Consider the following 23,221-nt stretch of genomic DNA (forward strand, 5'->3'; position numbering starts at 1 on the left):
TGTTTATATCAAAATAAAATAGGGTTTATATTTCCATTTTTTAGGTTCTATTATTCTACCCGATTGTGGCTCTATAAGTTTAACTTCGAGTTCGTGATTGATAAATATATTAACAGAATGTGCTGATTTTTTATAACCGCCGAATATTACCCCAATGGCATATCCATATTTTTCATTATTTTCATAGGCTTTTTTGGAAGCCTGTGCTTTGCATACAAAACTAAAGTCATCACAATCAAAGGATTCTTTTCTATATTTGAAATTTACAAGACCTGATTCTTTATATATTTCTTTTACTTTTTCTTCTGAAATCAATGTATATAATTCATCTGAAATTCTAAGCAATACTAAATTAATTATCAGTTTTGGCCATATTTTTTTCACTAAACCGGCTATAATATCAGACTTAACAAATCTGGCATAGAAAGTATATAAGGTGTATTTTTTATTATGTACTTTTAAGTAAGGTGTTCCCTCACCTGGAGAAGGATTACACACAAAAAAGTCAACACCTTGATTATGCCAAATTAGCCTATATTGTCTTACCCCATTCACGGTTTTAATACAGTCTCTGTTGAATGATATTCGGCTGTCCGCTATATTGTCATTATGAATATGCCAGTATAAATCTGTTGACTCGAGGCTTACGGTATTGTCATAGGCATACATTTCATATTTTTTATCATTATATTCACCCGTCATTTCTATGGTGTTATCCATACGATTTTTATCCGACAGAATTATTGTAATAAATTGAGAAGACTTATTATCCTCTGAATCCGAACCCATATAGGCATATTTCTCTTCTTCATCCTCATCATCTCTGTAATCGATACTGAGTATATTCCCATCAACATCTTTGATAAAATAATAGGCGTAAGGTGATATTCCTTCCTCATCTGTTGGCAGTGTTTTTCCCTCTGAATCAGATGCCCTGCGTATTATAATATTTTTATATTTCTTTTCCATAATATGACCACCTTATTATTATATTAAATATTTATATGTAGTTTTCACTGGAAGTTAAAATACTGCCTTCCAGCATACAGCTGCTCTAACATCCAACCGCTCTGAGACACGAGTACTCAACAACCGATATTGTTATGTTTTACATTTATAATAATAGACTAAAATTATAAACATAATGGATTATTTAATATAGATAAAAAATATTTAATGTTGAACAAGCCATTCATTAGCATCCAATTAATGGTGATTAAGATAATATCATTTTGTAACAAAGCGTTTTTGATAGAAATAATAAATAGTCAGCCGAAAAAGCCGGGGTTAGATTTATATAGCGATAAAAGTGCGCTGCTTAAGAAAAATTAAAATGAATGACTACCAGAACAAAACTGTGTTATTTAAAACGAGGTTTCTGAAAAAGCGTTGTTGATTACTATCACCCGTATTCTCAATCAAATACTGAAAGAAGAACCACAGCCGCAGATCGTTTTTGCATTCGGATTAATGACAATAAAACAGGAATTTTCCCTCCCATGTAATCCATACACATAATGTCAGGTTTGATGAACCGTATTTTAAAATCCTCCGCCGTAATTAATTTCGTCTTAGTAATTAATGGAATAGACCAAAACCCTCCTTGCAAAACAGCTTCCAAAAGGAGGCTAAATTTTTTATTGGTCATATTTTAAATTGCATTAATTGACTTTTTATAACAATAATTATCACAGGCTTCATACATTACTTTGATGTTTTCCAATCATAAACGAAGCTTTTTTCTATATTAAATAAAGGGTTGCTTCTTAAATTCCAGTATATGAACTTCGGATAAGGATACTAAGTGATGCAGGTTTTCCCTCTTTCCTCAATCCATTGCACGACAGACGCAATGAGATTGAGAGACGCTGATATTTCTTATTCTGAATACCATTCTGGCTTTTTCGGTGCCACTTTTGTGTTGGTCTTGATAGTGGCGATGATAGAAGGTCTGGAGCGACATTATTACTCATGATGAGGGTCAATATGAAAAAAATAGCAACAACACTCATTGCACTTGGCGGTCTTCTGGGAAGCACCTGTGCGTTGGCAGATAATCATACCGTGTCCGTGGGCTACGCACAGAGTAAGGTGCAGGATTTTAAAGATATCCGCGGCGTAAATGCTCAGTACCGTTATGAGTGGGATTCCCCAGTCAGTGTTATTGGGTCATTGAGCTATATGAAAGGCGATAGCTCTAGCAGCTATTATGATGAAGCGAAAGATTTTTATAAGCGCCATATTGATGTGAAATACTATTCACTTCTGGCTGGCCCGGCCTATCGCATCAATGATTATGTTAGCCTCTATGGTTTAATGGGTCTTGCCCACACTAAAGCTGACGGCGGTTATGAATGGCGCAACAGCGTTGGCGCAGACGAACCTAATGGACATGCAAGCGGCAGTGTGTCCGGAAAATCCACTGGTTTTGCCTATGCCGCGGGTTTGATTATCAATCCAATGGAAAACCTGTCGGTGAATATTGGCTATGAAGGCAGCAAAGCTGATATTTATGGTAAACACTCGATCAACGGATTCAATGTTGGTGTGGGTTATCGCTTTTAAATAAAGTGAGGCGTAAGCGGGCAAAGCTGGTTTTTGCCCGCTTACATCTTTCTTCCTCGAATGGATCGATGATTCAAATTCTCGTCGTGCAATATTAATTCACATCGCCTAAATAGACAGGAGAGCCAAGGGAAAAACGTTTTTCGGCAATCAAGGGGCGCAATACCGCAGGAAATAAAGGCAGGTTTATAATATCTTCCAAATTGATCCATTGAGCTGCTATTTGATCCCTGTCCGCGTTGATATCCAAGTTATGCATATCGGCATTCTTATCAGCAAGCGAAGCAAGGAACATCAATTCAATTTGATGAACATCTTTATCAAATTCAGCGAACTCATGATTGCTCCCTATATATTCTCTAACAAATACCAGACGTTCAGGTTCAATTTTGTATGCCGTCTCTTCAATACACTCGCGAATTAATGTTTGAGCCAATGTTTCGCCAAAGAGCTGCCCTCCGCCGGGAAGGGTATACCATTCGTCTGAATCTGATTGATATCGGACAAGTAGAATCTGATCGTTGTGAATAATGATGGCTTTTGCTGAAATACGAATAGGGGCAGTACTATTTTGATCCATGACCGGTGCTCCGATAAAAACATTCAACCGATAAAAAGGTAAAAAGCTGTCCGCAATGACATACCTTAGGCGCTGTGTCTGGAGGGGTTGTCGATTTTTATCTATTTTTAAACGTGATTATTATTTAGAAAAAAACCTCGTTATTTTAAACGAGGTTTATCAGTACACGAGCCTTTTGGAAAAGGAAGTTATTTGCCACAACAGTCCCTATTCTCAATCAAAAACTGCAATCAAATACTAAAAGAAGAACCGCAACCGCAGGTCGTTTTTGCATTCGGGTTGGTGACAATAAAGCGGGAACCTTCCAGCCCTTCCGTGTAATCCACACATCCACCAACCAAATATTGCAGACTCATTGGGTCAACAACCAACTCAACCCCTTGCTTCAGGATCGTCATGTCACCTTCGTTAATTTGATCGTCGAAAGTGAAGCCATACTGGAATCCGCTACAACCACCACCTGTAATATAAACCCGCAGGCGCAGGTTCGGATTATCTTCATCAGCAACCAGTACTTTGACTTTATTGGCTGCGGCATCAGTAAACTGCAAAGGCAGTGCAGCATCATCGCTCATATTTTTACTCCAGTCCGGTTTTCCGGTAAGAATTCTCGAAAGGTCATTTTACGCTTTCTGATCAGTTATCGGGATTATCCAATACCTGACTAATTCGTTCAAGTTTTGCCACACGAATGCAACAATATCATCTTTCTTGATTATTTGGCTTAGCTATTGGGGTGCTTTAGAATGGCACCATTGTATCTCTACCATTATCTTTACCTTTCAGGAGCTTTTATCAATGAGCCAGTCCGAAACGCTTTACTCTCAGGCAAAACATGTGATCCCCGGCGGTGTTAATTCCCCTGTACGTGCTTTTAATGGCGTAGGTGGAACGCCTGTCTTTATCCAGCGTGCCGATGGCGCCTATCTTTATGATGTTGATGGCAATGCTTATATTGATTATGTCGGTTCATGGGGGCCAATGGTTCTTGGGCACAATCATCCCGCTATCCGCAATGCCGTTATTGAAGCAGCGGAACGTGGCCTGAGCTTTGGCGCGCCGACTGCTGCTGAAGTGGAAATGGCAAAGCTGGTAACCGAGCTGGTGCCTTCCATGGATATGGTTCGTATGGTGAATTCCGGTACAGAAGCCACCATGAGCGCCATTCGTCTGGCCCGTGGTTATACTCAACGCGACAAAATCATTAAATTTGAAGGTTGCTATCACGGCCACGCAGATTGCTTGCTGGTAAAAGCAGGCTCAGGCGCGTTGACCATTGGTCAACCTAATTCTCCGGGTGTCCCTGCGGATTTTGCAAAACATACCCTGACTTGCATTTACAATGACCTGAATTCCGTTCGTGAAGCTTTCGAAAAATATCCGGAAGAGATTGCATGTATCATCGTTGAACCTGTCGCGGGTAACATGAACTGCATTCCTCCACTGCCAGAATTCTTGCCGGGTCTGCGTAAGCTGTGTGATGAATTCGGTGCCCTGTTGATTATTGATGAAGTAATGACTGGCTTCCGTGTCGCTCTGGGCGGCGCACAAGAATATTACGGTGTTAAACCCGACCTCACTTCTCTTGGCAAAATCATCGGTGGTGGTATGCCTGTCGGTGCCTTCGGTGGCCGTCTGGAAATCATGGAAAAATTGGCACCAACCGGCCCGGTTTATCAGGCGGGAACCCTTTCAGGTAACCCAATCGCTATGGCTGCGGGTCTGGCTTGCCTGAGCGAAGTTGCCCGAGAGGGTGTCCACCAGCGCTTGACTGAGCTGACAGACAATCTGGCGGCTGGCCTGAAAAATGCGGCTTCAAACGCAGGCATTCCGCTGGTTGTCAATCATGTTGGCGGCATGTTTGGTATTTTCTTCACTGATTCAGAAAGTGTTACCTGCTATCAGGATGTCATGAAATGCGATGTGGAACGCTTCAAGCAATTCTTCCATTTGATGCTGGAAGAAGGTGTTTATCTGGCACCTTCTGCATTTGAAGCCGGCTTTATGTCCGTCGCCCATACTGATGAAGATATCCAGCGTACTGTTGATGCTGCCGCACGTTGTTTCGCGAAACTGAAATAACCTGCCTTATTTTTCCAGACGTCGCCACCGGATTGTCCGCGACGTCTGGAGAAAAAATCACACCAACGCGCGTATCGCCTGAACGGCCGACATCACAGCCAATACTCCAAGCAGGATCAACACCAACCAGCGGAAATGCTGTGGGCTAATGTGCGTTCTCAGGCGGGTGCCAATAAAGAGAGAAAACAGGGATAACACCGTTAATATCAAGACCGGCCATAAATAATCCGAAGAGAAGAGTTCGAATGCTTCATTGTGCAACACGATTAATTGGCTGATTTTCCCGAGTAAAAAACACAAATTTGCCGCACGGGCAATTTCATGGCGATCATTGCTCATTGCCAATAAGCACATAATCAAGATAGGTGACATTGCATTGGTCGCACCACCAATCACTCCGGCCGCCAAACCGAAAAACGCCAAAATAATTGGGTTTTCAGGTAAGCGGAAATTGCTGCTGCGAATACTTGTGAAAATGTAAAATGCAATGACAGCACTCAGCAAGAGCTGTAAGTAGGCAGGATTAATTAAGAATAAAAGCTTGGCACCGATAAAACTGCCAATTAATGAGAATAATGCCAATAAACCATATTTATAGAGTATATTCCCTATCTTCCCGCCTGATATTACACTCAAGACATTGACTAATAACGTCGGCCATAAGGCTAATACCACGGCCTCTTTCAATGGCATAAATAGGCTTAATGAAGTTGTACTGGCAATCGGAAAACCTATGCCGCTGATTCCATGTAATAACGCTGCGGTAATAAAAACTAAGCATAAGACGAGAAGATTCAAGATGCTACACCCTCTGATTCAGTTCATTGGATTAATCTATAATAAATAATCTCCCTATCAAAATGTCTTTTAACCTCATAAAATTAATCGGACACATTACATCCAACCTTATTGATAAACAAAATTGGAAAAAATAATGTCAAAACGTACTATTTTGTTAACCGGAGCAAGCGGGCGTATAGGGCGAACTTTTTTTCTGGCTATGCAAGAACATTATGTTTTTACACTTGTCGATCAAAAACATCCCGACTATCCGGTTTTACCTCCCCATCGTTTTATTCCTGCTAATTTATCCGATCCGTCTGTTTCAGAACAACTCGTCATAGGGATGGAGAATATTGTTCATCTCGCCGGTATTCCCCACCCTGACGCGAAGTTTGAACAGTTATTATCTGCCAATATCTTAACTACAACTTACCTTCTGCAAGCCGCAGCAAAATCGCAATGCCGCCGCTTTGTCTTTGCCAGCAGCGCGCAGACAATTGAAGGATATCCCGTTGATAAACAGATCCCCGATGGGGTAGCTGTTTCACCTGCCAATCTGTATGGCGTGACAAAGTGTTATGGCGAAGCTCTCTGTTCTTATTTCGCAACTCAGCAAGGATTATCTTCCGTCGTGCTACGAATAGGGGCTTTCGAACCCAAGGAGCAGCACGAGCTGAAAAATGCCCGTGACCTGAGTGCCTGGCTGAGCCATGAAGATGCTGTTCATTTGATTACTTGTGCCATTGAGGCGGAAGGCATTACGTTTTTTATCGCCCACGGCATTTCCAACAATCGGTTTAAGCGCCTTGATCTCACCCAAACCCGCAAAATATTGGGCTATTCACCTCAAGATGATGCATTTATCACATTTAATCTGAATGCGTATTTATTAAATACCACAACAGAAAAACTTATCGATACAGAGAACAAAGAGAACATCCACCAGCCTAAAAAACAAACGCCCAATTAATTAGATAAGAACTTTCGCTGTCGTTATCCCGTCACCTTTCAAATCGCAGCTTTGTTGGCTGCGTTTATTCTCCTTGCTATCATTTTTCCTGCTATCGTTTTTTAATCTCTTTATCTATACCCTATTAATTTCAAGTTTCAGGAAGCAACGTATTATCATCCCGCGTCGCGGGATGATAATACATGCACCTTGAAGTACGACGCGTATATATCCTTTTCATGAAAATTTATTTTACGACATAATAAAATAGTCTGATTAAGATAATTTAGAATTGCTACCCTGTGTATCCACATATACACCTATATATATCGTGGATATTTACTTTTCGCTTAAATAAAAATCCAATAAATTCGGCAATTGTTTTCTATGTAATATTAAATGGGGGCTGGCAAGGTATTAAATGGGGGCTGGCAAGGTATCGTGGGGAATTCTTCCGTTATCCATCCCATCGCGGACATTGTTGCCGTATGCCAGAAAGCTTGCTTTGGTGATTGATGAACTGGTGATTGATCAAACTGCATTGCCGTTGAACCATTGCCATTAATTAATGGAAAACTGAGAGATGGAAAGTCTGGTTAAAGAAAATCAGGCCGGGGAAGATTAAACGAGGGAAATGAGATTAAAGACAAACTCCCCACCCGATTGCGGTGGGGAGTGGCCTTTTACTGATTACTGCGGTAATTATTGACCAAACATCTCGCGCAGCCAACCCGGAGCTTCTTCTTCGTTATCCTCTATCGGCTGCTGTTGCACAGATTGCTGACACAAGGCCTGCGGATCATCTGTCCAGACAGGCAGAGTCCTGATGCCTGTCCCCGTACAGTTGAAACTGCCATCTTCATTGATTGACATATCCGCGATACCTTCCGGAGGATTGTTGTTCAGTGTCAGAGGCGTTTCGTTGTCCAGATAACGGCGGTAAATCGTCAGGGCGCCAGTTGCTCCCGTCAATTTGGTCGGCCCATTGTTATCACGGCCAGTCCAGACAATTGCGACCTCTTTGCCATCAATCCCCGCAAACCAACTGTCACGCAGATCATTGGTTGTCCCGGTTTTCCCGGCCAAATTTAATCTGCCGTATTTTCCGGTCAATGAACGCCCTGTGCCTTGTACCACAACCTGCTGCATACCGTATAGTGTCAGATAGGCGGCTTGTGGCGGCACAACTCTCTCCGCTTGCGGATAGCTCTGGTAAATCACCGTACCATCTTCAGCCATGATAGAGCGCACCGCGGAAAGGTTGGCTTTGTTGCCTCCGCTGGCAATGGTCTGGAACTCCTGTGCCATCTCCATAGGTGTCAGGTTAACGGCACCCAGCAGCATGGCCGGAACCTTCTGGATCTCTTTCGCAGGAATGCCCAAAGACACTAGCGTATTGGTAATGCGATCCAATCCAACATCCATGCCCAAATTCACGGTTGGAACATTCATCGAACGTGCCAACGCGTCAATCAGCATTACTCGTCCGCTGAAAGTACGGCTAAAGTTCTTCGGTGACCAAGGCGCGCTTCCCGCGATAGGAATAGCAATAGGTTCATCTGCCAACCAAGTATTCAAACGGTATTTATCCGGTTCACTCAATGCCGTCAGATAAGTCGCGGGTTTCGCCAGAGAGCCAATCAAACGGCGGGCATTCAATGCGCGGTTAAAGCCTGCATATTGCGGTTGTGCTCCCCCGACCATCGCGCGAACTTCACCACTGAAGCGGTCAACAACAACCATAGCCCCTTCCAGATCTTTGATATTGCGAGTTTTCCGTAACGCTGCAACGCCCTCTTCCACTGATTTCTCTGCCGCATCCTGAGATACCGGATCTAAGGTGGTGAAAATTTTCACACCGGACAGGTTGTTAATCTTATCGCCTAATTTTTCCTGCAATTCCTGACGCACTAGCTGCATAAAGGCAGGCTGTGGCGTTATCACCCCGCTTTTGGGTTTTACACCCAATGGGCGGGCACTCAGCATGTCATACAATTCTTGATCGATAACATTACGATTCTGGAGAATTTTCAATACGACGTTGCGGCGTTCGAGGGCAAGTTTCGGGTTGCGCCACGGGTTATACAGCGACGCGCCTTTTACCATGCCAACCAGCAAAGCCTGTTGATCCAAACTCAGTTCTTCTATTGGGCGACCAAAATAGTACAAACTCGCCAGCGGGAAACCCCGGATCTGTTCGTCACCACTTTGCCCCAAGTAAACTTCATTTAGATATAGCTCAAGAATACGGTCTTTACTGTAACGGGCATCCATCAGCAACGCCATGAGCGCTTCATTTGCTTTGCGGCTCAGGGTTCTTTCATTGGACAGGAACAAGTTTTTCACCAACTGCTGGGTCAGGGTACTGCCTCCCTGAACCGAATGCCCCGCTGTCAGATTGGCCAATGCTGCTCGAACGATGGAAAGCGGCCTGACTCCGCCATGTTCATAGAAGTAGCGATCTTCTGTTTCCAGCAACGTCTGAACCAGTAAGTCAGGAAAACCTGAACGCGGAACAAACAGACGCTGTTCGCCATTCGGCGACTGCATCATGGTGATCAATTTCGGATCGAGGCGGAAGAAACCAAACTGACGCTGGTTTTCCATATTTTCGATACGGGAAAGATGGTTGTTATCAAAGGAGAGGCGAGCCTCAATTTGCCCTTCTTTCCCATCAGGGAAATCGAACGGGCGACGCAACATCTCAATGCTGTTTCCTTTGACAACGAATTCACCCGCACGAGTGGCTTTCGTTACCTTCCGGTACTGCATACCCTCCAACAAATGAACCATTTCATCTTTGCTGTAGTTCATGCCCGGCTCAAGGTTAACCATTCTGCCATAAACAGCAGCCGGTAAATCCCAGACTTTTCCATCGATACGCTGGCGAATTTTGTTATCCAGATAGAAGCCATAAATAACAACCAACACCGTCAGCACGATAAAGATTTTTACCAGCAACCACAAAAGCCAACGATTTTTCTTCTTTGGCGTTCGAGCTTTGGGTGAACGGGATTTTTTCCCTTTTTTGGTCATGACTTCATCCTCATCGTCGTCGTCATTTTCATAATCATCGTAGTCATCATAATCATCCCGCCGAACGCGATTTTTTGATGCTCGCTCACGACGCCGTTTCGATTTTTCGCCCTTACGTCCGATTGGCTGACGATCATCATCAGACATACCGAATTCTCCAATTGTTTTTATTCAATGCGCTTTTTTAATGCGTTCTTTATCTAATCACTCAGTGATCAAATGCCGCTAGATGAATACAGATACATAAATACAGCAACATAATTCCAAAAGTGATTACAGATATTTCTTCACACGTCTTGTCGGTGCTGTGTTGGCAGGATCATCCGGCCATAAGTGTTTGGGATAACGCCCTTTCATCTCTTTTTGTACCTCACGGTAAGCACCGAACCAAAATGCAGCCAGATCTTGCGTGATCTGCAATGGACGATGAGCTGGAGACAGTAATTCAATGACTACCGGGATCCGCCCTTTCGCCAGTACCGGATTTTGCCGCTCACCATACATTTCTTGCATTCTGACTGACAATACGGGTGGCTTATCCTTAAAGTATTGAATGGCAATCCGGCTTCCTGTCGGCACAGTGTAATTAGTAGGCAGTTCATTATCCAGTATCTGCCGTTGTTGCCAATCCAGTAAACCTTGCAGGCAAGAAGATAGTTCTATCTGGCGCAAGCCTTTTAAATTACCGACCCCTTCCAAGGCAGGAAGCAGCCACTGCTCAAGGGTGTTGAGCAAGGCGTCATCATCAACCTGCGGCCATTCGATTTCAGGCAACCATTCTGTCGCCTTTTCCAGACGAATGCGCAGTTGCAAGGCTTCCGATGACCAATTCAATGCCGATAACCCTTCCTGCCGAACCCAATTCAGTAAAGCCTCTTGCAATTCTGCTGCTGACGGTTTTGCCAGAGGCTGGGCCTTGACTATCAAGCGCCCGCATTGCAAACGCCGCCATGCCCGCAGGGATCCTTTGCTATCATCCCACTCTACTGCCGTATGTTCAGTAAACAAAAGCGGATATTGACGTATGGCATGCTCAATATTCAATGGGCAGGCAAGCAAGACTCTGGCATCAGGCTGTTTGCTCCCCTGCTGCAATGAAGGGGCAATCAACCAAGCCTCCGCAGACAGCGGCTCGTCACGTTCCAGCGCTACGCCCAACCCATTGGTTAGCTGGAAGCGCCCAAGATTATCACGGTTTTTAGCGATTCGATCGGGAAATCCCTGTATCAATAATTCAGGAATAAGGTCAAAATCGATTTTGTCATGTCTATTATCAATACGCTGACGTTCACCTTGCGCGATAAGATTCCGGATGAGTTGGTTCGCCCGTTGTTGCCAATGGCGCTGGTTGATTGTCATCCAATGGATCAGATCTGGCTGGCCACGGCGTGGCGGTTCTTCCAAAATGGCGACCAGTTTCGCTGCCGTTGCCAGCGCTGTGTTATCTTTTTCTTTCGCCGCATGTTCCTTGGCGGCACATAACATTGCCGCCAGACGCGGATCGCTGCCAAGTTCAGCCATCTGCCAACCTCGGGCCGTCAGTTGTTGCTTCTCATCCAGTGCCCCCAATTTCAACAACAGGGACTCTGCAACAGCCAATGCGGGTTGCGGCGGATTATCCAACCAATGAAGCTGGGCACTGTCACGGCATCCCCATTGCAACAATGAGAGCAACAGATTGCTTAAATCGGCATTCAGGATTTCCGGCTCACTGTGTTCCGCCGCTCTTTCGGCCTGTTCCTGACTGAACAAATGCCAGCAAACTCCCGCTTCCAATCGTCCGGCACGACCTGCACGCTGCACCATTGATGCTTGGCTGATACGTTGGGTTATCAGGCGGGTCAGCCCGCTTTTCGGCTCAAACCGGCTGGCACGTTCAAGCCCACTATCGATCACCAAACGGATCCCTTCAATTGTCAGGCTGGTTTCTGCAATGTTCGTCGCCAATACCACTTTACGCATGCCCGCAGGGGCCGGTGTTATTGCCTTGCGTTGATCGGACAATGACAGCGCGCCATAGAGCGGGCACAATAATGTGTCGTCATTTATTTTGCTTTCCAGCTGTGACAATACGCGCTGAATTTCACCCACGCCGGGTAGAAACAGTAGCAATGATCCCGTTTCTTGCTGCAACAGGCGCAATACTGCCGAGGCGACTGACTGTTCAAAAGGCTGGTGGGGAGAAAGCGGGTGATATGATCGCGCTACCGGATAGCTTCGCCCTTCTGAAACAATAACGGGGGCATCCGGTAATAATGTAGAAAGGCGCTGATTGTCCAACGTTGCCGACATGACCAAAATGCGTAAATCATCACGCAACCCTTCCTGAACTTCCAGCAGCAAAGCCAGTGCAAGATCAGCCTGCAAACTGCGTTCATGGAATTCATCCAGAATAACAAGAGAGACATCGCTCAACTCAGGATCTTGCTGGAGCATACGAGTCAGGATCCCTTCAGTCACCACTTCAAGGCGCGTAGATGCACTGATTTTCGTTTCCGAGCGCATACGATAGCCCACGGTCATGCCTACAGGCTCATTCAGCTGCTCAGCAAGGCGTTCAGCCACACTGCGGGCAGCAATGCGCCGTGGTTCCAGCATAATAATGCGGCCGGGCAGTCGGCCTTGGTGTAAAATCGCCAAAGGCAACCCGGTTGATTTTCCTGCCCCTGTTGGCGCATGCAGCAGAACCTGCTTCGATGTCTGCAATTCAGTGATTACTGATTCGACTACATCGTAAATAGGTAACGAGTCATAACTTGGTAATAACAAAAGAACACCATAATGGATTAACTTTCAATGAATGCCATTGTAGCATTGGCACCTTCAATTTTATTTCATCGAATTTCAGTCCATTGAAACTGTTGAGCGATTCATTTTATATGCAATGAATTTTAAATTGCATCTCGGCGGCAAGGGAATGACAAATTCATCGGGAACGAATTTGAACAGCCAAAGGCTGGCCTCCGGTGAAAGGCTGGAGTCTCTCATAATCCCCGGGAGCATAGATAACTGTATGTTGGTAAACACGGTGATCGGGGTGAGCGAGCGCAGCCAATAAAGAGACAGTTTGAAAGACGAAGTGTATATCTATCAACAAATGCTATTGACCACTGGTTATGAGGAAAGTTTATGGAATTTGCTCCGCCCCTGAAATCAGCCACTTTAATCCGGCGTTACAAACGTTTTCTCGCGGATGTCCTCACGCCAGAAGGCGAGGAGCTGACTATACACTGCGCCAATACCGGCGCAATGACAGGCTGTGCAACGCCGGGAGACACGGTTTGGTATTCCACCTCTGACAATCCCAAACGTAAATACCCAAATAGCTGGGAGCTGACCCAGACTCAAGAAGGTCATTGGATTTGTGTCAATACACTCAGAGCCAACGAGTTAGCTTATCAATCTATTGAAAAAAATGTAATTTCGGAATTATCTGGCTATGAGCAAATTAGCCGTGAAGTGAGCTATGGAAAAGAGAAAAGCCGCATAGATTTATTGTTACAGTCAAAACAAAAAGTTAACTGCTATATTGAAGTTAAATCAGTAACATTATATCAACAAAATAATGGATATTTTCCGGATGCAGTCACAATTCGCGGGCAAAAACATTTACGTGAGCTATCATTGATAGCACAACAAGGCCAGCGTGCTGTCCTGTTATTTGCTGTATTACACTCTGGAGTCAATCAGGTTGCGGCAGCAAAACATATTGACCCTGATTATGCTGTTCTTTTGGAACAAGCATGCAATTCAGGAGTCGAAGTAATCTGTTATAAGGCCAACATGACAGAAAAAGGGATGGTTCTATGTGACAAATTACCTTTCTTATCAATGGGATAATTTGTAAACAGAACATACTGATGAGCTTAGTTTTGCGATATATTTAGACAGTAAACACGTTTGTCTTCACACCATTGTAAAACTAATGGCAGGAACAATTGCCAACCTCGCAGTCATCTGCTATTTATAGCGGCCTATTTTTTCCCCCCTACTGTTGGGGGGGTCATTTGATAGTGCGAGTGTAAGGAGAAGCATTATGCAAGAAGGGCAAAAACGTAAAACCTCGTCCTTGAGCATTCTCGCCATCGCTGGGGTAGAACCTTACCAGGAAAAGCCAGGCGAAGAATACATGAACGATGCCCAGTTAGAGCATTTCAAGCTGATTCTGGAAGCATGGCGCAACCAACTCAGGGATGAAGTAGACCGTACTGTATCTCATATGCAAGATGAGGCAGCTAACTTCCCTGATCCAGTGGACCGTGCGGCGCAAGAAGAAGAGTTCAGTCTTGAATTACGAAATCGGGATCGTGAGCGTAAATTGATCAAAAAGATCGAGAAAACGCTGAAAAAAGTCGAAGAGGACGACTTCGGCTATTGTGAATCCTGTGGGGTTGAAATCGGCATCCGCCGTTTGGAAGCTCGCCCTACAGCCGATTTGTGTATTGACTGTAAGACATTGGCCGAAATTCGCGAAAAGCAAATGGCTGGCTAACTGTTTAATTAAAATACATGAATAATTAAAGTACATGAAAGTACATGGGGTAAGTACGGCGCTGAATGGCGCCGTATCACCCTGCATTAATTCCAATATGACACAATCTGAACATTCCCCGCTCTATGTCGGGCGATTTGCCCCATCTCCTTCAGGTGATCTTCATTTCGGCTCTTTAGTGACTGCTCTGGGCAGTTATCTACAGGCACGCGCCTGCCACGGAAAATGGCTAATGCGCATTGATGACATTGATCCCCCCCGGGAAGTTGCCGGCGCAGCCAGCCGGATATTGAAGGCGCTTGAACACTACGGCCTCAACTGGGATGATAAAGTGCTTTATCAATCTCAGCGACATGATGCTTACCGCGCCATTCTTGACCAGTTGCAACAGCAGGGAAAAAGTTATTACTGTACCTGCACCCGCCAGCGCATTCACCAACTGGGAGGGTTTTATGACGGTTACTGCCGGGATTTGCATCTCAGTGCAGACAATGCAGCTATCCGCCTGAAACAACATTATCCGGTTTATGGTTTTCGCGATAAATTGCAAGGTAATGTCACCGTGTCCACGGAAATGGCGAAAGAAGATTTCATCATTCATCGCAAAGATGGCTTATTCGCCTATAATCTTGTCGTTGTTATTGATGATAACTATCAGGGCGTCACTGAAATTGTCAGAGGAGCGGACTTAATTGAACCTACAGTTCGTCAAATTTCTCTATACAATCAATTGGATTATAAGACGCCGGATTATGTGCATTTGCCTCTCGTGCTGAACAAAGAGGGAAATAAACTTTCCAAGCAAAATCATGCCCAGCCGCTCCCACTGAGCGATCCAAGGCCATTGCTTATTGATGCGTTATCATTTTTGAATCAACCCACGATTGCAGGTTGGCAAGATCTCACGATTGAGCAATTGCTCCAACAAGCGATCGCAGGTTGGAATATAAACGCAGTTCCGCCTGAAAAACATAACGAGTGAAGCGAATAATCGCTAATTTAAATAAAGTGTTTCTATTGGCTTTGTAAGCATTCTCAAAAAATGTCCAGTAAGTTATGATTGGCGGCTGTTTTTTGTTTTCATTGATTAGTCACTATCGAGGTGTACCATTTTTAACCGAGTAGCAACTTTCTGCCGTAATCTGTTGGCCCGCGATAATAGGGTAAAGCCCAACACACAGGCAGTCAGTGAAAGGCCAGTCACCGTATCTGACCATTCTGCTCAAACAGAGAGCAGTTCTCCGCGTAGGCGTCGCAGAGAAAATCATTCGTCTTCATCATATGCCGATAACGACAAAATGAAGAAAAAATCCGCAAAGGTAAAGCCTTCGGACACTCCAATCACGGTGATACCACGGGATCAACATCCGATTTCCCGTAAAGACATCAGTGATAATGCACTGAAGGTTCTGTATCGCCTGAATAAATCAGGTTTTCAAGCCTATTTGGTTGGCGGTGGCGTTCGCGACTTACTGCTGCACAAAAAACCCAAAGATTTTGATATAGCCACCAACGCTACACCAGAACAGGTTCGTAAACTGTTCCGCAATTGCCGCCTTGTCGGCCGTCGTTTTCGCCTTGCTCATATTATGTTTGGCCCGGATGTCATTGAAGTTGCTACTTTCCGCGGGCCACATGATCAAGTTGAAAACAACGATCGCAATCAGTCGCACAAAGCACAGAGCGGCATGTTACTGCGCGACAATATTTTCGGCTCAGTCGAAGAAGATGCCGTTCGCCGCGATTTCACCATCAATAGCCTCTATTACGGCATTGAAGATTTCGCCTTGCGGGATTATGTCGGCGGATTAGCAGATCTCAATGAAGGCATCATTCGCTTAATTGGCGATCCGGAAACCCGTTACCGGGAAGATCCCGTGCGCATGCTGCGTGCTGTCCGTTTTGCCAGCAAGCTGGATATGACCATTGAACCGGCCACCGCAGAACCGATCCCACGCCTTGCCTTCTTATTGGGCGAAATTCCATCTGCGCGTTTGTTCGAAGAATCGCTGAAGTTATTACAATCAGGGCAGGGTTACAGCACTTACAAACTGCTGCGTGAATATCACTTGTTCCAGCCATTGTTCCCCATGATCCAGCGCGGTTTCACTCAAGGCCATGATTCCCCGATGGAAAGGCTACTGGTGCAGGTATTGAAAAATACAGATCACCGTATCCAGAACGACAAGCGCGTTAACCCCGCATTTTTATTCGCGGCCATACTGTGGTATCCATTGATTGAACATGCGGAAAAACTGTCACAGGAAGGTGGGTTGCAGTATTACGATGCGTTCGCTCTGGCAATGAATGACATTCTTGATGAACAATGTCGCTCCATCGCCATTCCGAAACGCCATACCACCACCATGCGTGACATTTGGCTGCTTCAGCTCCGCCTGCCGCGCCGTCAAGGCAAGCGGGCTAATAAATTGATGGAGCATCCGAAGTTCCGTGCTGCGTATGATTTACTGGAATTACGTGCCAGCATTGAGCCACGCCATGAGTTGAAAGAGTTGGTGAATTGGTGGAGTGAATTCCAGCAATCACCCCCTTCCCAACAGCGCGGCATGATATCAGAGCTAGGCAACGAGCCGCTCCGTCGCAGAACACGTCCACGCCGTGGCGGACGCCCCCGTCAGAATAGGGCCAACAGCTAATATGACTCGGGTTTATGTCGCCATTGGCAGTAATCAGGCCTCTCCTTTGCAGCAAGTCAATAATGCACTTGCTGCACTGAAAACTATCCCTGAAACCACTTTGGTCGCTCAATCATCTTTCTATCGCACCAAACCGATGGGGCCACAAGATCAGCCTGATTTCCTTAACCTCGCCGTCGCACTGGACACGCTATTACCAGCAGAAACATTGCTTGATCACACTCAAGCAATTGAATTGGCACAAGGCCGCGTTCGCAAAAATGAGCGTTGGGGGCCCAGGACTCTCGACTTGGATATCATGCTGTTTGGTGAACATGTCATTGAAACTGAACGTCTGACCGTCCCTCATTACGGCTTAAAACAGCGCGAATTCATGCTTTATCCACTTGCAGAAATTGCTCCCGGCCTTGTATTCCCCGATGGAGAAACGCTGGCGGAACGATTGACACAAGTTCCAGAAAACGGCCTGACATTTTGGTAATAACCAACAATTTTATAAAGGAAAGTCATTCAACATCTCATACAACCAAGGCCGATTTCTGGATAATCAGGGCCTATCGTAATTGGGGTATTTTAAAAATTCCCTTAAATTGAGATAGGCCCTATGCCTATACCCATTTTGGATTTCAAGATGCAGCGCGATGGCAAGGGAACAAGTTTACCCAGCCCAAAGCTGACCTCCGGTGAAAAGCAAGCGCCTTTCATTCATCCCCGGAAGCATAGACCTCCGTACGTTTGTAAAAATGGTGATCGGAGTGAGCACAGCCAACAGCGCTGCCACTTGAAAGACGACAGGTATCATTTCAGGTTGTGGGCAAATTCACACAGCGACTTGAAAATAAAGGTATACCCATTCAGGAGATAATAATGAAACCAACAACCCTGGCTGACCTGCGCCAGTTAAAAAAAGAGAAACGCAAGTTCGCGACTATCACAGCTTACGACGCCAGCTTCGCCCATCTTTTTGCCGAACAAGGCATCAATGTTATGCTCATTGGCGATTCACTTGGCATGACTGTGCAGGGATTCGATTCTACCTTACCCGTTACCGTTGAAGATATCTCATACCACACCCGAAGTGTCCGCAATGGCGCTCCCAACGCTTTCCTTATCGCTGATTTACCTTTCATGAGTTATGCCACCCCAGAGCAAAGTTTTGCCAGTGCCGCTGCTTTGATGCGTGCCGGTGCCAATATGGTCAAAATTGAAGGTGGGGACTGGCTGTGTAATACAGTTAAAATGTTGGCCGAACGGGCAGTCCCGGTTTGCGGCCACTTGGGGCTAACCCCACAATCAGTCAATATCTTGGGTGGTTATAAAGTGCAGGGGCGCAGTGAAGATGCAGCCCAGAAATTACTCAATGATGCCATTGCCTTAGAAAATGCGGGGATGCAATTACTCGTACTGGAATGCGTTCCGGCCGAATTGGCGAAGCGTGTCACCGACGCGCTGGATATCCCGGTCATTGGCATCGGTGCCGGCAATATGACTGATGCGCAAATTCTTGTCATGCATGATGCTTTGGGCATTACCGCCAAAGCACCTAAATTTGCCAAAGACTTCCTTAAAGAAACCGGCAATATACGGGATGCCATCAATCTCTATATCGAAGAAGTTGAAAGTGGTGCCTACCCTGATAAAGCACATTCCTTCAACTGACGTTCTTTCAACCAACATTCTCTCAACTATTCTTTCAACTAAAATGGAATAGTTGCCAGCATGACTGCTATTAAAGGAGTACAGCAATGCTGATTATAGAAACAACCCCCATTTTACGCCGTGAAATCCGCCGTTGGCGCCAAGCGGGGAAACGCATCGCCTTTATCCCAACGATGGGGAATCTGCATGACGGGCACATGGCTTTAGTTGATACCGCCAAAGCTCAGGCTGATGTCGTTATTGTCAGTATTTTCGTAAATCCCATGCAATTTGACCGAGAAGACGATTTGGTCAACTACCCACGCACTTTGCAGGAAGATTGCGAAAAACTGAACCGTCACAATGTTGAGCTGGTTTTTGCTCCCAGTGCTGGGGAGATGTACCCGAATGGGTTGAATGGCCACCAAACTTTTGTCGAAGAACCGGAACTCTCTTATATCCTTGAAGGCGCCAGCCGCCCGGGACATTTCCGTGGCGTGACTACAGTTGTCAGCAAGCTATTTAATCTGATCCAGCCTGACTTAGTTTATTTTGGCGAAAAAGATTTTCAGCAATTACAGATTATCCGCAAAATGATTGCGGATATGTCTTACGATATTACATTGGTTCCTGTGCCGACCGTTCGTGATAAAAATGGCTTGGCACTCAGCTCGCGCAATAATCTTTTGTCTACCGAAGAGAAAAAAGTTGCCCCCGTGCTTTATCAAGTCATGCAGGTGATAGCGGAGAGACTGCAACAGGGTGAGCGTGATGTCGAACAATTAGTTGAGTTGGCATCCTCCCATCTGCGGGAAAAAGGTTTTATGCCGGATGAGATATTTATCCGTGATGCAGAAAATCTGGCGCCATTAACAAGACAAAGCAAAAAAGCCGTGATCCTGATGGCTGCATGGTTAGGTCAAACACGTTTGATTGACAATCAGCAGGTTGCTTTAGCTGACTAACTGCCCTATATATCCCGATGGATTTCGGGTTGCATTGAAGCAATAAGGGGAAGTGCATCTCCCAGCCACATCCAGTCACATTGATAATTATGTGGCTGGATGACTGGAATTGCCGGGGCGCAATGAAAATTATATATTTACGCCATATAGGAATGATTAAGGAGTGCAAATACCTTTAATCACAAGATGTTGAATTAAAATAATTGTTTTGGCATCAATGATCTGACCATTATCAATCATTTTCAGGGCATCTTTTATAGGGATCTCAAGTACCTTGATATCCTCCCCTTCTTCTTCCAGACCGCCTCCCTCATTGATTCGCATATCATGGGTAAAAGGCGCGATAAAAAAATGCAGACGCTCGGTAACAGAGCCAGGACTCATGAATAATTCGCCAATCTTTGTGATCTCATTTAATTGATAGCCGGTTTCTTCTTCAGCCTCTCTTTTAATCGCCTGTATGGGATCGTTTTCATCCAAAAGGCCAGCACATGCTTCAACCAGTTCGTAATTGTGACCGCCCAAAAAGGCAGGCAGGCGGAATTGACTCGTTAGAATGATTGTTTTTTCAACTGGATGGTAGAGTAAGATCGTCGCTCCGTGTCCTCGATCGTAAGCTTCACGCGTGAATTTTTGTTCTAAGCCATTTGATCGGGTGTAGGTTATATCGTATTGAGTCAACGTCCCCCACTCATTTGCCAATACCTTACTGTTATTGATAGTTGCCACAGTGGTAATGGGAGAATAAGTGGTAATGGGAGAATATGTTGTATCTGTCATAAATCATTAACCTGAGCGTCATTTAAGAAAGGAAGGAAGGAAGGAAGGAAGGAAGGAACAAATAAGAGCCTGAGGCACGATCATATTTTTTCTTAGAAAACAAAATAATGGCATACCTCAGGCGGTGGCTACTTTAAAAGAACTTGTCTGCTGCATCAATAAGTTCTGCCTGACTTTCATTTCCCTTTGATAACAACAACTCGTTGAAAATGACCCGTTTCAGCGTCATCGTGCTACTTTTTTACCTTCCTGCCAACATTCCTTCTTGCCTCTGGGCATATGCAACAATATCTCAGGACGAGTTCCCCTGACTTAATTAGCTGAAAATATTAATTTTCTATCATATCAGCCAGATCAGCGGGGTGCTGTTTCTGAGCCAAAGCGACTAACGGGGAATGATGCTTGAACTTAATGTCATTGGACACGAGAGAAATAAAATCAGCAATATCGATTCTTCCCACATCCTCGCCCGTTCCCATGCGTAACGATAGCTGATTTGATTCAACTTCCGCATTTCCGATGACAATTAAATAAGGTATTTTCATCAACGTATTTTCGCGGATCTTATAGCCAATTTTTTCATTGCGTATATCTAATTTGACTCTCAACCCTTGCGCTTTCAGCTTATCGTGCAAAGCTATACAAAAGTCTGTTTGCTTCTCTGAAATATTCATAATGGCAATCTGATGCGGAGCAAGCCAAGTTGGAAGCGCACCGGCATAATGTTCAATCAATATTGCAATGAAACGTTCTACGGAGCCAAGCATTGCCCGATGCAACATGACAGGCACTTCTTTATTCCCTTGCTCATTAATAAACCTGGCGCCCAAGCGATCAGGAATCAAGTAATCCAGCTGGATTGTTCCGCACTGCCACTCTCTTCCCATACGATCTTTTAAATGGAATTCGACTTTGGGGCCATAGAATGCACCTTCTTCCGGTAATATTTCATAGCGGTATCCCGCTTGTTTGACTGCATCCTGTAGTGCTGTTTCCGCCCGATCCCACACTTCATCAGAACCAATTCTATTCTCTGGACGAGTGGCGATTTTAATTGATATGTTTTTCTGCTCGAAACCAAGATCTTGGTAAACCTGAAAAACTTGACCAGTAAATAGGGAAACTTCAGAGCGAATTTGGCTTTCTTGACAAAAAATATGCCCGTCATCTTGAACCATCGACCTGACACGCATCAGGCCACGTAAACTTCCCGATGGCTCATAACGATGGCAACAACCGAATTCAGCATATCGAATCGGCAAGTCTTTGTAACTTCTTAAGCCATCATTAAAAACTTGAATATGGCACGGGCAATTCATTGGTTTTACAGCATATTCCCTGCCTTCGATATATGTCTCTCGGAATATTTGTCTGTATGGCCTGACTTTTTCCAAAGAATTCTGTCAACTAATTGGGGTGTATGAATCTCGTCATAACCAAAAGCCTCCAAGCGTTCCCGCACGTAGTTAACAATTGTTTTATTAATTGTCCAACCTTTCGCATGCCAGAAAACCATACCCGGCGCTTCTTCCTGCATATGGAAAAGATCGAGCCGCTTACCAATATTCCGGTGATCATTTTTTTCAGCTTCTTTTAGGGCTTCCAAATATTCATTTAATTCACCCTCTGAATTCCAGGCGGTTCCATATATGCGCTGCAACGATTGATTATTTGAATCTCCCCGCCAATAAGCACTAGAGACTTTCAGTAATTTAAAATGGTGCAGAAAACGTGTATTAGGAACATGAGGGCCTCTGCACATATCCACATATTCTTCGTGAATATACAAATTGACATGTGTGGTCGATTTATCCAACCCTTGAATGATTTCTACTTTATAAGGTTCATTGCGTTCAGAAAAAACGCGAATGGCTTCATCAAGGGTGACTCTTTTACGGATCACATCATAGTTTTTCTTCACTAATTTTTGGATGCGTTGCTCTATTGTAGAAATGTCATCCAAAGAAAAAGGGGAGTGGTCAATGTCATAGTAAAAACCATCCTGAATGACGGGGCCGATGGCCATTTTAGCATCAGGATATAGTTGCTTAACCGCCTGCCCGATTAAGTGGGCAAAAGAGTGGCGTATTATCTCTATCCCTTCAGGATCGTCAGCCCTAATGATATTGACTTCTGAATCATCAACAATAAGCTCGCAGAGATCAACTAACTGACCGTTAACTTTACCGGCAACGGCTGATTTGGCCAGACTGGTACTGATGTACTTTGCAATATCGAGCACAGATACGGGGCATTCAAATTCTTTTTTCTCACCGTTTGGAAATCTAATGATAGGCATGAATTTAACCTCTCTAACTTGAGACTTGTACTTGAGACTTATAGTAGAAATACATTGCAGAAACATAATGTAGAAACACAATAAATATTTAAATCACACCAGAATAAAAAGTTCCTGACACCAAAGCATAATCAGGTGCATCCTTTATTAAGGAATGACCCGAAAAATAATTGGTGAAGAGGCTGTAAATAAGACAATAACATCAAAAAAGAAATAATAGGTCATTCACTTCATATGGCATAATGAGCTTTGTTATATTTCTGGCAGGAACCTAAGAAGACACCTAGTATGTTAATAGGCAGGGATAGATATAACTTAATATTAAAAATGAATTTCTTATTCTATATCCCCTATTATTTTCGATGAAAGCATTATCATTTAACTGCGAATATATA

19 protein-coding genes and 2 pseudogenes are annotated in these 23,221 nt (G+C 44.5%); 12 read left to right on the forward strand and 9 right to left on the reverse strand.

Going from position 1 to position 23,221, the window contains the following annotated elements:
* Nucleotides 1–3: 3 nt before the first annotated feature.
* Both BM100_RS16455 and BM100_RS22650 read right to left on the reverse strand, forming a co-directional pair.
* Nucleotides 4–969 carry a lectin MOA-related protein gene (locus BM100_RS16455; RefSeq protein ID WP_092512903.1) on the reverse strand — a complete coding sequence of 322 codons (966 nt, stop codon included), beginning with the start codon at nt 967–969 and terminating at the stop codon, nt 4–6.
* 449 nt (nt 970–1,418) lie between these two features.
* Nucleotides 1,419–1,499 (reverse strand): annotated as a pseudogene (locus tag BM100_RS22650) (iron-sulfur cluster insertion protein ErpA); the annotation flags it as partial.
* A gap of 305 nt (nt 1,500–1,804) precedes the next feature.
* Between BM100_RS22650 and BM100_RS23155 the strand changes: the two are divergent.
* Nucleotides 1,805–1,975 (forward strand): hypothetical protein, encoded by a 171-nt coding sequence (locus BM100_RS23155; RefSeq protein WP_169924739.1) that lies wholly within the window; start codon nt 1,805–1,807, stop codon nt 1,973–1,975.
* A gap of 11 nt (nt 1,976–1,986) precedes the next feature.
* Nucleotides 1,987–2,565 (forward strand): Ail/Lom family outer membrane beta-barrel protein, encoded by a 579-nt coding sequence (locus BM100_RS16465; protein WP_092512907.1) that lies wholly within the window; start codon nt 1,987–1,989, stop codon nt 2,563–2,565.
* A 94-nt stretch (nt 2,566–2,659) separates the two neighbouring features.
* Here BM100_RS16465 and BM100_RS16470 read toward each other — a convergent pair whose 3' ends face one another.
* Together BM100_RS16470 and erpA are read right to left on the reverse strand one after the other, a co-directional pair.
* On the reverse strand, nt 2,660–3,145 hold the full coding sequence (locus BM100_RS16470) for an NUDIX domain-containing protein (protein ID WP_092512909.1): 486 nt from the start codon (nt 3,143–3,145) through the stop codon (nt 2,660–2,662).
* 230 nt (nt 3,146–3,375) lie between these two features.
* Complete coding sequence (gene erpA, locus BM100_RS16475) at nt 3,376–3,720, reverse strand: iron-sulfur cluster insertion protein ErpA (protein WP_092512911.1); 345 nt, start codon at nt 3,718–3,720, stop codon at nt 3,376–3,378.
* 223 nt (nt 3,721–3,943) lie between these two features.
* Between erpA and hemL the strand changes: the two genes are divergently transcribed.
* A complete protein-coding gene (gene hemL, locus BM100_RS16480; RefSeq protein ID WP_092512913.1) occupies nt 3,944–5,227 on the forward strand; it encodes a glutamate-1-semialdehyde 2,1-aminomutase in 1,284 nt (427 codons plus the stop codon).
* 57 nt (nt 5,228–5,284) lie between these two features.
* Here hemL and BM100_RS16485 read toward each other — a convergent pair whose 3' ends face one another.
* Entirely contained in the window at nt 5,285–6,025 is a 741-nt protein-coding gene (locus tag BM100_RS16485) for a sulfite exporter TauE/SafE family protein (protein WP_169924740.1), read from the reverse strand.
* Nucleotides 6,026–6,161: 136 nt separating this feature from the next.
* Here BM100_RS16485 and BM100_RS16490 point away from each other — a divergent pair, with 136 nt between their 5' ends.
* Complete coding sequence (locus BM100_RS16490; protein WP_092512917.1) at nt 6,162–6,980, forward strand: NAD-dependent epimerase/dehydratase family protein; 819 nt, start codon at nt 6,162–6,164, stop codon at nt 6,978–6,980.
* Between the two features lie 400 nt (nt 6,981–7,380).
* On the forward strand, nt 7,381–7,524 hold the full coding sequence (locus BM100_RS23160; protein WP_169924741.1) for a hypothetical protein: 144 nt from the start codon (nt 7,381–7,383) through the stop codon (nt 7,522–7,524).
* A 137-nt stretch (nt 7,525–7,661) separates the two neighbouring features.
* Here the strand turns inward: BM100_RS23160 and mrcB are convergent, their stop codons facing one another.
* Together mrcB and hrpB are read right to left on the reverse strand one after the other, a co-directional pair.
* Complete coding sequence (gene mrcB / locus BM100_RS16495; protein WP_092512919.1) at nt 7,662–10,142, reverse strand: bifunctional glycosyl transferase/transpeptidase; 2,481 nt, start codon at nt 10,140–10,142, stop codon at nt 7,662–7,664.
* A gap of 126 nt (nt 10,143–10,268) precedes the next feature.
* On the reverse strand, nt 10,269–12,764 hold the full coding sequence (gene hrpB, locus BM100_RS16500) for an ATP-dependent helicase HrpB (RefSeq protein ID WP_092512921.1): 2,496 nt from the start codon (nt 12,762–12,764) through the stop codon (nt 10,269–10,271).
* 360 nt (nt 12,765–13,124) lie between these two features.
* Between hrpB and sfsA the strand changes: the two genes are divergently transcribed.
* The 7 genes from sfsA (at nt 13,125) to panC (ending at nt 19,747) form a co-directional block, all read left to right on the forward strand.
* A complete protein-coding gene (gene sfsA / locus BM100_RS16505) occupies nt 13,125–13,835 on the forward strand; it encodes a DNA/RNA nuclease SfsA (protein WP_092512923.1) in 711 nt (236 codons plus the stop codon).
* A gap of 196 nt (nt 13,836–14,031) precedes the next feature.
* Nucleotides 14,032–14,487, forward strand: a complete 456-nt coding sequence (dksA, locus tag BM100_RS16510) for an RNA polymerase-binding protein DksA (protein ID WP_047963537.1) — start codon at nt 14,032–14,034, stop codon at nt 14,485–14,487.
* A gap of 97 nt (nt 14,488–14,584) precedes the next feature.
* Entirely contained in the window at nt 14,585–15,469 is an 885-nt protein-coding gene (gluQRS, locus tag BM100_RS16515) for a tRNA glutamyl-Q(34) synthetase GluQRS (protein WP_092512993.1), read from the forward strand.
* Nucleotides 15,470–15,785: 316 nt separating this feature from the next.
* Nucleotides 15,786–17,144 carry a polynucleotide adenylyltransferase PcnB gene (pcnB, locus tag BM100_RS16520; protein ID WP_211284510.1) on the forward strand — a complete coding sequence of 453 codons (1,359 nt, stop codon included), beginning with the start codon at nt 15,786–15,788 and terminating at the stop codon, nt 17,142–17,144.
* A 1-nt stretch (nt 17,145) separates the two neighbouring features.
* The gene (folK, locus tag BM100_RS16525) at nt 17,146–17,625 is read left to right on the forward strand and encodes a 2-amino-4-hydroxy-6-hydroxymethyldihydropteridine diphosphokinase (RefSeq protein WP_092512927.1); all 480 of its coding nucleotides are present in this window, start codon (nt 17,146–17,148) and stop codon (nt 17,623–17,625) included.
* A 386-nt stretch (nt 17,626–18,011) separates the two neighbouring features.
* Nucleotides 18,012–18,803 carry a 3-methyl-2-oxobutanoate hydroxymethyltransferase gene (panB, locus tag BM100_RS16530; protein ID WP_092512929.1) on the forward strand — a complete coding sequence of 264 codons (792 nt, stop codon included), beginning with the start codon at nt 18,012–18,014 and terminating at the stop codon, nt 18,801–18,803.
* A gap of 86 nt (nt 18,804–18,889) precedes the next feature.
* Entirely contained in the window at nt 18,890–19,747 is an 858-nt protein-coding gene (panC, locus tag BM100_RS16535) for a pantoate--beta-alanine ligase (RefSeq protein ID WP_092512931.1), read from the forward strand.
* A gap of 156 nt (nt 19,748–19,903) precedes the next feature.
* Here panC and BM100_RS16540 read toward each other — a convergent pair whose 3' ends face one another.
* Nucleotides 19,904–20,527, reverse strand: a complete 624-nt coding sequence (locus BM100_RS16540) for an NUDIX domain-containing protein (protein WP_092512933.1) — start codon at nt 20,525–20,527, stop codon at nt 19,904–19,906.
* Between the two features lie 329 nt (nt 20,528–20,856).
* A pseudogene (thrS, locus tag BM100_RS16545) lies at nt 20,857–22,826 on the reverse strand (threonine--tRNA ligase).
* Between the last annotated feature and the right edge of the window lie 395 nt (nt 22,827–23,221).

The sequence above is a fragment of the Xenorhabdus mauleonii genome (genome assembly GCF_900113945.1).
GTDB lineage: Bacteria > Pseudomonadota > Gammaproteobacteria > Enterobacterales > Enterobacteriaceae > Xenorhabdus > Xenorhabdus mauleonii.